The sequence below is a fragment of the Corynebacterium sp. LK10 genome, assembly GCF_008042455.1.
Lineage (GTDB): Bacteria > Actinomycetota > Actinomycetes > Mycobacteriales > Mycobacteriaceae > Corynebacterium > Corynebacterium jeikeium_D.
Window position 1 is genome coordinate 45,104 of sequence record NZ_NOVT01000033.1, and the last position, 13,433, is coordinate 58,536.

Consider the following 13,433-nt stretch of genomic DNA (forward strand, 5'->3'; position numbering starts at 1 on the left):
CACACTATATGTGTCCAAAGTACACACCGGACTTGAGTGCTTAGGGGTGATGTGTCCAAAGTACACACCGGGTTTCTTGGTGCGTGTGTCCAAAGTACACACCTCTGATGCGGTGCGGTATGCCTTTGTGGGGTGACTGAGCAGAGGCTCGATTACGGTTTTTGATATAGAAAAATCGGCCTTGGTGAATTGTGCACCCAAAGCCGATTAATGTGTCGCTTTAATCCTTTTTCTCGATTTCGAGTGGATTTACCGAGGCATTGAAAGGAAGGATTGTCAGTTTTGATGCTTCACTGATTACGCGAATCTCTGGATATACTTCGCGCACTTTATTGAGGGCCTTATCGAATTTTCTTCTGAAATCGCGTCGGTCGCTGGGAGTAATCTCGTGTCCGTTGTAGGAAGTGCCGAACTGGGCCATGACATCATCCCAACGCAGCGAAAGGAATTTCTTGTTCGCGTACCCGTGCTGCGTGAGCCACAGATAAATATCAATCGCCATCGGACTTGCCTGGACGTGGCGCAAAATGCGCTTATCGTAGGGGAAATAGCGCTCCCTCAAGAGCTCAAAGAATGCCGAAGATAGCTGAATTGACGAGTCCAACATCGAGGTAGTGGACTCCGAAGCGGCGGAATCTTTTCCTGACCAGTAGAGCTCTAACTTCTCCGAAACCAGCGCTGACGCTTGCTTGTGGTAACTCTTGCCGTCTGAGTGGCCAGTTTCTTCAATGAGGAATGTGGTGTGGCTTAGACGCTTGATTTGTTCAATGAGCTGGCTTGCCGACCTGCCGCTGATAGAAATTCCGACCTCTTTCATAAAAGATCGGAGGCTTGAGCCAAGGTTAATTTCCTTCTGTCTCGGATCCGTGTCAGAGTACTTGGCATAGTTGGAAATAACTTGTTCTGTAAGCCACAGCAGAACGAGACGTGGGTATTTACCGTATGGCAAGCCACCTGAGCCTGTAGCGGTGACATAGAGCGTCTGGTTGCCGTTTTTTACGACAATCTGGTTGGTTTCGACCTTGCGGTACGGCAATGTCATCCGCGTGAGGTACGGGTTAGCGAAACCAATTTCTGGCCGCATCTTCTCAGGCGTGTTCTCTGGCGACGGAGATGAGCGCGACGAATCGTCGCGCTCATCTCCGAAGTTGGCAGGAACGCTCATGCTGAAAAGCCCTTCTAATGCGGAACCGATTTCACGGTCGCGATCGTCTTGCGAATTGTGAGATGACATGAACGAACTTTCGGTGTGGATTGGTTTTGGTACGGTCTCGAAGGCGTTCTCCACGTGGTGTGCGTGAAACCTTCGGTGGTGGTGACCCGATTTCCGTCTACGTTAGCAGGCCAAAATATTAATCTGGCCGATAAGTAGTAGATGGAACATTGCGCAGTGGCGGAAGGGGGGGGAAAATTTTACTCCTTCGGAGAAGTTCAAGAGTTCCCTGGTCGGCCCGCAAGTTACCATTATTCCTGCAGGTTATGGGTAGAAATGTGCGGTTTTAGAGGCGAATTTGGTAGCACTACGCTGATATTCTCAATGATGTCATTCACGCGCCAAAAATTACTTTCACCAAGTCTCTATTTTTGGGCGTGGCTGGCCGGAACACCATGCTCAACCACCACACGAAAGGACAGCGATGTCTACGACCAGGCGCACAATGTTGCGCTCACTGGCTGCGACGGCAGCGTTTTCGCTCATAGCCGCTGGCTCTGCCAGCCCTGCGACGGCACAAGCGCCAGCTCTGCCGGATGTCAGCTCACTCATTCCCGGTGTGACCTCACTCCCAGATATTCCAGGTGTGGGATCGACAGCCGGCGGCAATATTGACCCCACTAATCTCGCTGGCGCTGTATCGAGCGGTCTTGGCACGGCGGCTGATGCTGCAGGCCAGGTCATTCCTGGCGCAGGCGGCCTCACCCCTCCAGATGAAGCTGGCGCCAAGGAATCTACAAACCCTGAATGTGCGCCACTGATGCTGGTTGCAGTGCCGGCTACAGGCGGTATTAGCCCAGATTGGGATCCGAACCGTCCCGTGGGGCTAATTAACTCGCTTGTATCTCCGCTACGGGCAGAATTGGGTGACAAGCTTTCCGAGACCTACATCAACTACCCTGCCGACCTGGCAATTAAGGGAACCTCTTACCGAAAGTCCGTTGAGTATGGCGTCTCAAAGGCAATTGCCACCATTGAGGATGCACAGGCACGATGCAGCGACTCAAAGGTAATCCTCGCGGGATTCTCTCAAGGGGCGGAGGTGTCAGGCGATGTAGCGACGCTGATTGGTAATAAGCAAACGTCGATTGACCCTGACTTCATTGCATCTGTACTGCTGTTCTCTGACCCTAAGCGTGCTGATGGCGCTCCGGTATTGCCGGATACCTCTTCGGATACCCCTAAGATGCCCGCAGAAGTCAGCAAGGCAGTCGGCAAGATGGCAGAAGATCCATCGCTGGCTCAGCTGCAGATGACCGCCTCCGATATTGGCGGCTTGGCGTCGATCCTGTCGGGTGACGATACCAGCGATAAGACGAACTCCAAGACGGACAGCTCTGGTTCGAAGAACTCTTCTTCATCGACTTCTACGACCTCTTCTGCCCCGTCGAATGAATCATCCACGTCATCTAGCTCGGCCCCATCCTCGACTTCCTCCTCCGAGGAAAACAGCGAGTCCGACAATGGGGCTCTTGAAGGACTTAGTGGCCTGCTCGGAGGTGGTTCTACCGAAAACTTGAACTCTGCTCCCGCCACGCGCACTGTTAGCATCGAGCGCATTGCAGATCAGAAGCCAGATACCAAGCAGCTTGGCTCGCGCGAGAAGCTCTACACAATGGGCGTGTTCGGAAAGACCAAGTGGAATGAACTTGGTGAGCGTTGCTCTGGCGAGGCTGCAGACAAGGCTCTAGAAGAGGCGTCCAAGGATCGCAGCGCGGAAGACAAGAAGTTGACCGTGGCTGACATGCAAGATTGTCTCAAAGACATCTACCCGGAGGAATCGGCCGACTATGAGGTCAAGATGGTCTCCGACGATGACCAGAAGCTTCTGCAGGAAAACTTCGACAAGTGCGAAGATCTCAATGCCGAAGCCTGCCTGGCCCTCTCCCGCGAGTACAAGTATGTCGAAGGCGATGAGGCACGTGATGGAGCGCGAGGGGTTATTCATAAAGGCAATCTGAATGCCAACCCACCAGTTCCTCCAGTCATCGTGACAATGAACTCCGACAAGATGGACGATGTAACCATCGGCGACGATGAAGTCTGGGCGAATAAGGAAAATGAAAAGACTGCTCGAGCCCAACTGAGCGCCTATGCAGCAATCACGGCTACCTCTGGCACTGACCAGTACATCGTGCCCTCGACCGTTGACCGCACGATGTTCAGCGAGTTTTTGGGAAAGACCTACCGCTATGGTCGCTGTGGCGAAGATACCTACTCTGAGTGCGCCAAAAAGTTTGATACAACTGCAGGCCCAGCTGCTCTCTTGGCGCTCTCCAGGGCCGTCCCCGATCCTGCACCTGCAGAGATTGAGGAAATGAGGCAGGCAATCCCAGAGGGAAACCTCGCTGAGACTGCGTGCGCGGACAAGTCGGCTGCTGACTGCGCGGCAACGGGCGCAGGTGAGAACCCAGAAGTTAAGACCCTACCGGATGCTCAGATTCAGCAGGTTGCTGAAACGACGGAAATGGAGACGCCTGATTCCGAGTCCGCTTCGGATGAAAAGGAAGAGTCGGCCAATGACAGCGATACTTCTGCCGCTGGCGAACCGACCGATGCTAACGAATCAACCGATGAAAGCACTGCCGATGACACTGGTGCTGCAGATGATAAGGCAACTGCAGACGCTGAAAACAAGTGCTCGACAGTCGCGCACATCGGTGACTCCCTCAGCGATCCCATTCGCGATGAACTAACCAAGGCCTACACCGATGCAGGTGCCGACAAGGTAGTTATCAACGCCAACGGCGGCCGTGCATTCGCATGGGCCGGTGGCGGCAAGAGTGACCCTGGCAACGGCATGGAAGCTATCGAAGCAGTCAAGAAGGAACTTGGCGCTGACGCAGCTGACGCCTGCTGGGTGCTTGCTTTGGGAACAAACGATGCTACTGCCGGCGCTGACGATAACGCGACTGTCAAGAAGGCGCTTGGCGCAATCGACGAAAAGGCCACAATCTTCTGGCCCTACGTCTACTCCCGCGGTGCGGGCATTCTGCCGGCAGATAAGGTCAACAGCTTCAATACCGCTGTGTACGATGCTGCTGAGAAGGATACCCGCGTTATCCCTGTGCGCTGGGCAAATGGCCAGGAGGATGCTAAGTACCTCGGTTCCGATGGTATTCATCACAGCGCTGAGGGCAAGGCTGCTTATGTTGCTGCGCTAGGTGAGGTCGTCGCCGAAGGCAAGGTAAATGGTGAGGCTAGTGCAGAAGAAAGCGCCGAAGAGGATTCCAGCGCAGCGGATTCTTCCTCAGAAACTCCATCTGAATCCAGCTCTTCTTCTAATTCTTCTTCGGCGGCATCGGAGGACTCCTCCACTTCCGATACGGAAAGCGAGACATCTTCCGAGTCCTCGACTGACGCTTCTTCGGCGGCATCGGAGGAAAACGAGGAGTCGGAGTCTTCTTCCGAAGAAACCACATCCGGTCTGGGTGGCTTGCTCGATAGTGAAGACAGCGACGATGAAGAATCGTCCGGTAACTCCCTGTCAGACGCTTATGCTCAAACCTCCGATGATGACGAAGACAGCGATGAAAGCACCGAGGCTTCTACAGAGAAGAAGGCCGATGATGAAGCTGTGCCAGGTCTTAAGCCGGTGACTGCAAAGCCTGCCCCAGGTGGCGGTTTGACTGGCCAGCGCGATCAGGACTTCGGTGAGCTTGCTGGCACCGTCGCCAGCTTCTGCGCTCCAGGTGACATTTTCTGTGACCTTCCAGAAGACTCCCAGCTTGCTCGCGATCTTGCAGCCATTGGAACGAGCGTGAAGCTTCCTGGCGGCATCGGGCAGGTTCTCGAAGGCGATGAGCGCATGATTGGCGTTATGGCGATCGAGGCTGTCAACTATGTCGCAGAGCTGACTGGCCTGCCAGAAACCAAGCTTTCGCCAGAATCAATGAACACTCTTGTTCGGTTGGCGGCAGGTATGACGATGGTTGCCGCTGGCGGTGGCCTCGCAGCTGGTGGCATGGCCGCTACCGCAGCAGCGCCTGCGCTTGCAGCTGGTGGTGGTGCGATTACTAGCGCGGCTGGCCCAGCAGGTACTGCGGTTGGCGCAATCGCCGGCGCTGGTATTCCGATGGTCGCCGGTGCTGCCTCCACTGTTTCCGCTCCCCTGATTAGTCAGGGGATGAAACTGCTGACGGAAGCGGCCGCAGAGCTGCCTAACGTCCTGCCGGAAGTAGCTGCACAGATTCAAGATTTGCCGGCCATTTTGGCGGCATTGCCTCAGGCACCGGAAGAGCTGCTGAAGAATACGGGAGCGGATCAGCTTGTGGGGCACCTGGCGCAAGGATTTACTGGCGCTGGCCTTGGTGACATCACACAGGTTCTGTCCATGCCTCTGTCCTCGCAGTCGTTGCTTCAGTCATTGGCTACCGACAACGGCGGCTTGTTGGAGCTTGCAACCAACCCCAAGTATTGGGTCAACATTGGTCACAGTGAGGTTGGTTTCCGAGGCCTTCAGGTCAACGATGAACAAAGTTCCTGGAATTGGTCGCAGGACTGGATCAATGTTCTTGGTGGCGTGATTCATGGAGAGGTTGCAGTTGACGTCAAGACTGGCGAGGAAGATTCTTCGGAAGAATCCTCCTCGGAGACATCGACTTCGGATGAGACTTCTTCCTCCGCAACTTCCGAACCTAAGGATTCGGAGTCTTCGTCGGAGACATCTTCGAAGTCATCTGAGCCGTCTGAGTCATCCTCGCCGAGCTCGTCGAGTGAGCCGACCAGTGAATCGAACAAGCCCTCGCTGGGCGATCCATTAGCTGGTTTGCCGCAGGCATAGTCAAACATTAAGCAAAAACCGCCGTACCACGAATCGGTACGGCGGTTTTTCGTGTTTCTATCAGCGGCTCGCACAGAAAGCCCGCATGGCTTCTACCTGGCGTGGGCCAAGTCCGCGCAGTCGGCGGTCGGCGGAGCACTGGACGTAATCTTCAATGACAGTCTGAGCTCGAGCGGTGCCGACTTTTGGAAGAGCGCGAAGGAACTCCATGACCTTCATCTTGGAAAGCACCTGGTTGGACAACGCTCTGTCCAGGCCATCAGCCGGGCTGACCGTTCCTGCGGCTAGTTCCTCTTTGAACTTTGCGCGCTCTCTGCGTGCCTCAGCGGCGGTTTTCAGGGCCTCCTTGCGCTGATCTTCGGTGAGGGTCGGCGGGCTAATTTGCATGGTGTTTTCTCCTCGTGGAAGTAGGGTGTGGTGTTTGGGCATCAATATATCGGAGGGGCGTTTCCCTCTGGCCGTGGGTTTGGCCTATAGCGGCGGTGTGAGTGTGTAGGCCGTGCGGATGCCGTAGTCGGTCATCACCGAGTTCTCTGAGACTCCGACAAGGCCCGCATGGATTGCGTAGAGGGCTGCTGTGGCCACGCGGGAAGCATCAGGAGTAAAGGAGTGGTCAACCGTATCGGCGGCTTCGGAGATATATCGACGGGCTTCTGTGGGGCTGATGCTTTTCACGAAGGCTTCCCCGTCTCCTTCGATCTGCAGTGGGGGAAGTGTCTTTGCAGCTTCCTGCAGCTCTTTTGGCAAGGTGGCTGCTGCTGGCGTGGAGCTCAGTCCAAGGCACCGTCCGTCTGCGATTGTGAGGTGACTGAGCTGCGGATGGGTGGTGGCGTGGCCTGGAGTGGTCTCTGGCCAAGGGCTATTTCCTGCCGAGCCGTCGAAGCACAGGGTGAAGTTATTGTGTCCGCCAACAGTGACAGAAGGTGCGAATGCGGGAAGGGCTGTGCTTGATGCGAGCTTTGCGCAGGCAGAGGTAATGTCTTTTCCTACTGTCACGATTGGGCTGGTTCGTAGTCGTCGTGCGTAGGTGGCGCAAAGTCGTGTGGTGGGATCTGTCGGGTTGCCAATCTCTTTGGGGCTGTCTAGCGGCCCGTATGAGTCAATCCAGGATGAATAATGGGGATCATTCGGTATTCCTGGTGTGGTTCCGGTGTGTTGGCCGCGGACTTGCTCGGTGAATCTTGTCATGGCTATTGCTTGCGGGGTGGTGAGCCATTCTGCGGTTTTGAAGATGGCGTTGATGCTTTTTGCCGTGAATGCTGGTGTGGTCATGCCAAGAGTGTCGCATGGGGCTGCTTACGGGATGGCCGAGAGCGGCGGGGGTGTTTGGGGGAAGAAAAGTAAGAAATTTATTAACCCCATTTACGGGGCGTGATGTGTACCAGTCGGTCTACTAATGGGGGGGGGCGGTGGGTCGCCGTTGTGACGGAAGTTAATTCGCCGACACTGTGAAATGGGCTGGAAAACGATTGAGATGTTTCTATAAATGTAGAAGTGTAATGGTGAATGACGTTTATATTGGACGTGTTGTGACCCCATAAACTAGGGGCTCATTAGGAAACTTTTCGTCTCGGATACATAACAAGATGTAAAAAAATACACAACAACCTATGTGGATATATATAAAATAGCGGAGGGGGTGGAGGGGGGGTTGCAGGAGTCATGCGAATGTATCTGTGCAACAAAATACATAAACAAATGCAGATGCCCCATCGACGGGCGGGGGTAATGAGTGCTTAATGAGTCTCTTATTAAACAGGCAAAACCGTTAATATGGTCGCCAACACCACCGGGCGTGAGAAGCACCACATTCCACGTCGCCACGCGAGAGATGTCTCAATAAACATAAAGAGACCCCGTGGGACACCACATCCCACGGGGTCAAGCAAGCTTCGAAAAATCGAAGCTCACCAAAACACCATGCACATACCCGCAAGGGGTATTGCGCATAATCCACACGAAAGCAAAAGCTATCATGTCAGCGACGGGCACCACCCCGACGCAAACCTAATGCTACCGCCCAGTGTTAGATTTTATGTGTAATCAGCCCCATCCGGCGTGGTGGCCAAATGGATACCCCCAGCGTGGGGGCGTTTTAGGCGGGGGTGAAATTATTGCCGTACTGTCCGTGCATATGGGGACTGTAACCTACGGCTTACCTTCAAAAGCTCCTGTTTAGAAGTGCTGTCAAGGACTCGCCACATCCTTGGCCCGACAAACGCACCAAGGACAAAGCGACCCACGATATACCGGCAATAGTCACCTCGAAGAGCCTCGTCGGTAGCGATCTTGTAGGAATCCAGCATGTCGAGTCCTCTACTGCGGGCCCACTGACGGCGAACTGCGCCATCGAACTCTAAAAACGTTGGAATGCGAACTCCCTGGTCGAAAGCTCCATCCTGAATGGCCTCCTGCAGCTGAGTATCCGAGAGATTAATTGGTGTTCTACGCTGCTGCCTCATTACGACTCCTGGAGCACAGTCTTGTCACGCAGCAACCGATCAATCGCCCGCGCCATTGCGGCCGCGTCCGTCATCGAGGGGGCCTTCGCAGAAAAGACCTTGCCGTCAGAACAACTCCGACCTGCCTGCCACTGAACTGGATCAACCAATCGCGCCAGCAATACGCCATCGCAGCGCAGCGTGACTTCCCACGACATCTTTCGAGCCGAAGGGATTAACAGAGCCTTATTCTCCTCGCCCGCCCAACTAGTCAAATAGCTGTGCTTGCTGCGGCGCTTTCGGATCTCTGACTGCACTAACTTCTTGAACGCAATGAGCATGGTGTCCTCCTTTGGAACCCCCAAATCACTCTGGGGCGTAGCGGGTGGTGTTGACACCAGACTTCAGGACGGCATTTTCAACCTGGCCGAATCGCGCAGAAACAGACCCGAACCATAAGCAAACCACCAGGAAAAGGCGCATAAAAAACCGGACAGTGCACTACCCGGTAGCCTGATACCAGGCCCCCCAGCGACTACGAGCGGCTCAAATACTCCGCTCGATCCCCCAACGCAATCTCGACCTCAGTACGCAACAATGTATGACGCGAAAGCAGCGCATCTCTAGCCAGCAGCGCCTGCGCCTGCTGGCGAGCCTGCAGATGGATTCCCTCGTCGGCAATCAAATCGGCAACCACCAAGCCAGACTGCTTTCCAGCCTGAACCGTCGAAATCAAACTTCCTGGCCCACGGATCTCCAAATCCATTGCTGATAACGCGAATCCATCATCCGTAGACACCATTGCCCGCATCCGAGCTGCCCCGTCTCCATTCGCTTGACCAACTAGCCAGCACTGCCCAGGCCACCGCCCTCGACCGACACGGCCACGAAGTTGATGCAGCTGCGCGAGCCCAAACTTCGCGGCATCCAAGATCACCATCACGGTCGCGTTCGGCACTGACACGCCGACCTCAATAACCGTCGTAGCGACAAGAACGTCTGTCTCTCCAGCAGTAAACCGCTGCATCCGCTCAGCGCGATCCTTCGGCTTGAGCTTGCCATGCACCACATCGACACTCAGGCCGGCCAAAGCTCCTTGCGTTAGAAGCTGCGCGACATCATCGGCAGCAGCAGCCATCTTCGTCTCCGACGCCTTGCCGCTGGAAGATTTCACCAAGGGGCACACGATAAAAGCCTGATGCCCTCCTCGAACCTGCTCACGCACTGCCTGCCAGCAGGGCGCGTATTCATCGAGTGGGTCACCGTTTTCCACCCATGTTGTCTCAATGGGGCTTCGCCCTGGAGGTTTCTCATCGAGGATGGAAAGCGCCATGTCCCCAAACTCCGTGATAGCCGCAGTACGTGGAATCGGTGTCGCGGTTGCCTGCAGCATATCCGGCATTTTTCCGTCATCTCCACGACCAGCCAGTGCAGCTCGCTGGTCAACCCCGAAACGATGCTGTTCATCGACCACAACACACCCCAGGCGCTTGTACGCAACACTGTCCATCAGCAGTGAGTGTGTTCCCACCGCAATATTGGAAGCTCCACTAGCCAAATCAGCTAAGACGTCACGACGCTTTCGTGGAAGATGTGCCGAAACAAGCAAGTCAACCTGAACACCCAGCGGCTCTAGCGCTTCGGCAAGCTCAGCATGATGCTGGCGGGCCAGAATCTCCGACGGTGCGACGATAACTGCCTGACGTCCACCTTCAACGACACTGAGAGCAGCAGCAGTAATCACTGCAGTCTTGCCGGCACCGACATCTCCTTGCAGCAGGCGGTTCATTGGTGCTGCGGATGCCAGATCGTTGCGAATCTCCTGGATAGTCCGCTGCTGTGCCCCGGTGAGACCAAATGGAAGATTGGCTTGCCACTGCTGTACCAGTTGTCCAGGGCAATGGTGGGCAATTCCCTGGGAGTTCTTCTGGGTGTTGGCAACGACACCAATCGCCAGCTGAAGACGGAACAGTTCGTCAAAAGCCAACCTGTCACGTCCCCTGTTGGCCTCCTCAGCCGACTGCGGAACATGCAGTGCTCGAAGCGCATCAATCCTGCTGGGAATTCCCAATGATTGTCGCACCTCAACAGGGATGGGGTCGCTTAAATGAGGGATGCGGCGCAGGGAGGCGACAGCAAGCCGCTGGATGAGCCAGGTCGATACCCTGTTCTTCTGCGACTGCGGGTAAATCGGCACCCACGGAGCCGTAGAGTCTTCCAACGTTTCAATGATTGGCGAGCTCATTGTCGGCCGACCGTTGAACTCCCCGATGTCTCCATGCACGATGACACGATCACCGCGGCGAAAACGCTTCGACATCCACGGCGCCTGGAAAAACATCACACTGATCGACGCATTGGCATCGCCAACTGAAATCCGGCAGTACTGGGTTGGCCCGTAGGATGTTTGGATAGTGCGCACATTGCCGACGAAAGTTACCGCCTTCATACCCGGTTGAAGTGCGGAAATAGGGAGAAGTTCAGTGCGGTTGAGGTAGCGAAGCGGAACCCGCATCAGCACGTCCCACACAGTGCTCACCGAGCTGGCCGCAAGGTTTTCCAACTGGGTTGGCGATGCTACGTCAAGCTCGCTGATACTGACGCCGCGAAGAGAGTCGAGTGTTCCATCGAAGTCCAATGGTGTGCCGACCGGCTTGAGAATCTCCGACGCATCCTGCAGGGAGGAAACTTCACTAGGTGTCACGTCCCCCGACTGGCATCCAGAGGCGCGGCCACCAATCGTTCCCGGCGCCGGCGCATCCGGGGGCGGCACCGGCAACATCGCCACATCAATGCCCAATTGCGCTGCAGTCGAAGAGTGCGCCGCAATGTCGGTGACCAACTGAAGCTGCAACAAGGCAGGCCACTGCGCACGCTGAACTGCGGCATCCAGTGCTGGCGTCGTAATTCCATGTCGCACCAGCACAGTGGCGGCATCGCGAAGCCTGCTGCAGTCAACAACAGACAAAGAAAGAAGCGGATTCATACTCTCAGCTCGAACAATCGGAGAAAATGTACGACCTTAAGCTAATCGGCCAGCAATTCGCCCTGGCCTACATCCGGCTGCTCGGTATCCTCACCATCGGTCTCGCGCCCACTCTCGACAGGAGGAGCGTTCTGCTCAGCAGGCTCGGAAGCTTCAGACCTGGAAGAAGACACCGGAGGCACACCTGACGGGGCAGTCGGGTCAGCGGTGACAGTCACAGGCGCTGGAGCTGGAATATTGTCCCGTCCCACCTTCCAACCAGCGAAGAAACTACCCGCCACCGCGATAGCGCACGCCAGTACGCTGAGAACAATCTGTAGTCGGCGTTGGCCAGGCCGATAACGAACGGAAACGCGAGGTGGCTCTAGTTCGGGGGCGGGCTGTGGCGGAGCTTCGGCGAAATCGAAGTCATCATTGAACCCGTCGAGCCTGCCCCCGTATCCGCTCATCGACCTCCATCCTTAAATGAGCTCGATGCGGCAACCTTCGAAGCAAGATCAATTCCTGCAGCTCGCGTCGCCTCCGACACCTCGGACAGTTCCACTCCCCTGCCGCCTTCTAAAGCCTGGTCGAACGGCAGCGTCACGACTGCGCGGGCGATGCTGGAAAAGAACTCCTCAACCTTGCCGACATCCACATTCGATCGTGGTGACCTGGAGTTGACCACGACCACCATGTCTTCAACCAAGTGCGCGTAGCGACCATTCCAGTATCCATCAGCGGAAGCCAGATCGTTGGCGGTCTTGGTTGCTGCTCGCATTCCGTCGGCACCTTCGCTAACTAGCAGGAGCAGATCGGTTTCATCGAGCACAGCTTCCATGAGCTCGCCTGTGACGCCTTGGGCACAGTCGGTGATAATGACCTGGTAGAACGTGCGCAGCGCTTTCATTACTTCGCGGTATTCATCCCCCGTCAGACGCTGTGCTCCAATCACGGAGGGGTCAGACCCTAGAACTTCGAGGCCAGAGTCGGACTGCGACGTGTGCTCGCGAATATGCGAGTAACGAGACACCAAGGGAAGCTGCTCAATTAGCGAGCGAATGGTGCCGTTGTTCTCATTTCGACAGCGGTCGATAAGTTCGCCGCCTTCCGGCGTGGCATCTACGGCAATGACACGATCGTTTCGTTGGGAAGAAAAGGTCTTGCCCAGCAAATCGGCCGTAACGGTCTTGCCGACACCGCCCTTGACGTTGACTACGGAAATATTGAAGCTTCCGGTGAGATTGCGCCGAATAAAACGTAGCTCGTCAGTGGTTGGCCCTTTGGCTTTCTTGGCTGGGAAAAGTCCTGTAAGGCGCTCAATGAAACTCTTGCGCTCAGGGGTTGGAAGATCCGGAGAGGCGTAGTTGTGGTTGGCAACGCGCTTGCCGGTGGTAACCCCAGCGATGCGGTCATCGAGCTTGTCTGCAGGCTCGGCAGCGACTGCAGCGGTCTCTTCTTCGAACTCGAATGCCGGTCGCGAGGCAATGGCACTCACGGAAGCCTCGGCTGCAATCCGACGTGTTGGCTGTGCAGTTGTCGGAGCTTCGGCAACCTCGGCCGATTGCTCTGCTGGAAAGTCATCAAACTCGTCGAAGGCGGAGTCAAACTCCTGGTCAAAAGCAGCATCGAAATCTGCATCATCATCCATAGCGTCGATGTCAATGTCAGCCTCGTTGTCTTCCTCGGGGGTAACCGCACCCGCTTCATCCTCGGAGGTCGCCTCAAAGTCCGCAGGAGCCGGAACAGCCTGTAGGTGACTGCGCCGGCGTGTTTCAAAGCGGCGACGCGGAGAACGCCGCGCCTGCGGCGGCTCTTCACGCGGCGGCTGTGAAACCTCACGGTCGCGCACAGAATCGACGCGCACCTCAGGCACTGCAGTGTCACTGTCGAAATCGAAGGGAGATTCCTCGTTAGAATCGACCGCCCCGAAGCTGTACGCATCGTGGGCTCGATCGTCACTACGTCCCCGGTACTCGATTCGCCGCTCGCCGAAGAGATCGTCGGAACTCATGTGTCCGCCTCCTTGGA

The 13,433-nt window shown here is 55.8% G+C and carries 8 protein-coding genes; 1 reads left to right on the plus strand and 7 read right to left on the minus strand.

The genetic code is table 11. The features are described 5' to 3' along the window. Positions 1-220: 220 nt before the first annotated feature. Positions 221-1,288: a replication protein RepA gene (locus CHU70_RS10945; protein WP_147739861.1), complete on the minus strand. Its 1,068-nt coding sequence runs from the start codon at positions 1,286-1,288 to the stop codon at positions 221-223. A gap of 349 nt (positions 1,289-1,637) precedes the next feature. Between CHU70_RS10945 and CHU70_RS10950 the strand changes: the two genes are divergently transcribed. Next, complete coding sequence (locus CHU70_RS10950; RefSeq protein WP_147739862.1) at positions 1,638-5,996, plus strand: cutinase family protein; 4,359 nt, start codon at positions 1,638-1,640, stop codon at positions 5,994-5,996. A gap of 60 nt (positions 5,997-6,056) precedes the next feature. Here CHU70_RS10950 and mihF read toward each other — a convergent pair whose 3' ends face one another. The 6 genes from mihF to CHU70_RS10980 all read right to left on the minus strand — a co-directional run bounded on the left by mihF (position 6,057) and on the right by CHU70_RS10980 (position 13,416). Then, positions 6,057-6,383, minus strand: a complete 327-nt coding sequence (mihF, locus tag CHU70_RS10955; RefSeq protein WP_242451401.1) for an integration host factor, actinobacterial type — start codon at positions 6,381-6,383, stop codon at positions 6,057-6,059. Positions 6,384-6,467: 84 nt separating this feature from the next. After that, positions 6,468-6,992 carry a hypothetical protein gene (locus tag CHU70_RS11255; protein WP_187269954.1) on the minus strand — a complete coding sequence of 175 codons (525 nt, stop codon included), beginning with the start codon at positions 6,990-6,992 and terminating at the stop codon, positions 6,468-6,470. 1,465 nt (positions 6,993-8,457) lie between these two features. After that, the gene (locus CHU70_RS10965) at positions 8,458-8,778 is read right to left on the minus strand and encodes a hypothetical protein (protein ID WP_147739864.1); all 321 of its coding nucleotides are present in this window, start codon (positions 8,776-8,778) and stop codon (positions 8,458-8,460) included. Between the two features lie 194 nt (positions 8,779-8,972). Then, positions 8,973-11,423: an ATP-dependent DNA helicase RecG gene (locus tag CHU70_RS10970; protein WP_147739865.1), complete on the minus strand. Its 2,451-nt coding sequence runs from the start codon at positions 11,421-11,423 to the stop codon at positions 8,973-8,975. 41 nt (positions 11,424-11,464) lie between these two features. Beyond that, positions 11,465-11,872, minus strand: coding sequence for a hypothetical protein (locus CHU70_RS10975; protein WP_147739866.1), 408 nt, complete (start codon positions 11,870-11,872; stop codon positions 11,465-11,467). Continuing rightward, complete coding sequence (locus CHU70_RS10980; RefSeq protein WP_147739867.1) at positions 11,869-13,416, minus strand: MinD/ParA family protein; 1,548 nt, start codon at positions 13,414-13,416, stop codon at positions 11,869-11,871. Before CHU70_RS10980 ends, CHU70_RS10975 begins: the two co-directional genes overlap by 4 nt. Between the last annotated feature and the right edge of the window lie 17 nt (positions 13,417-13,433).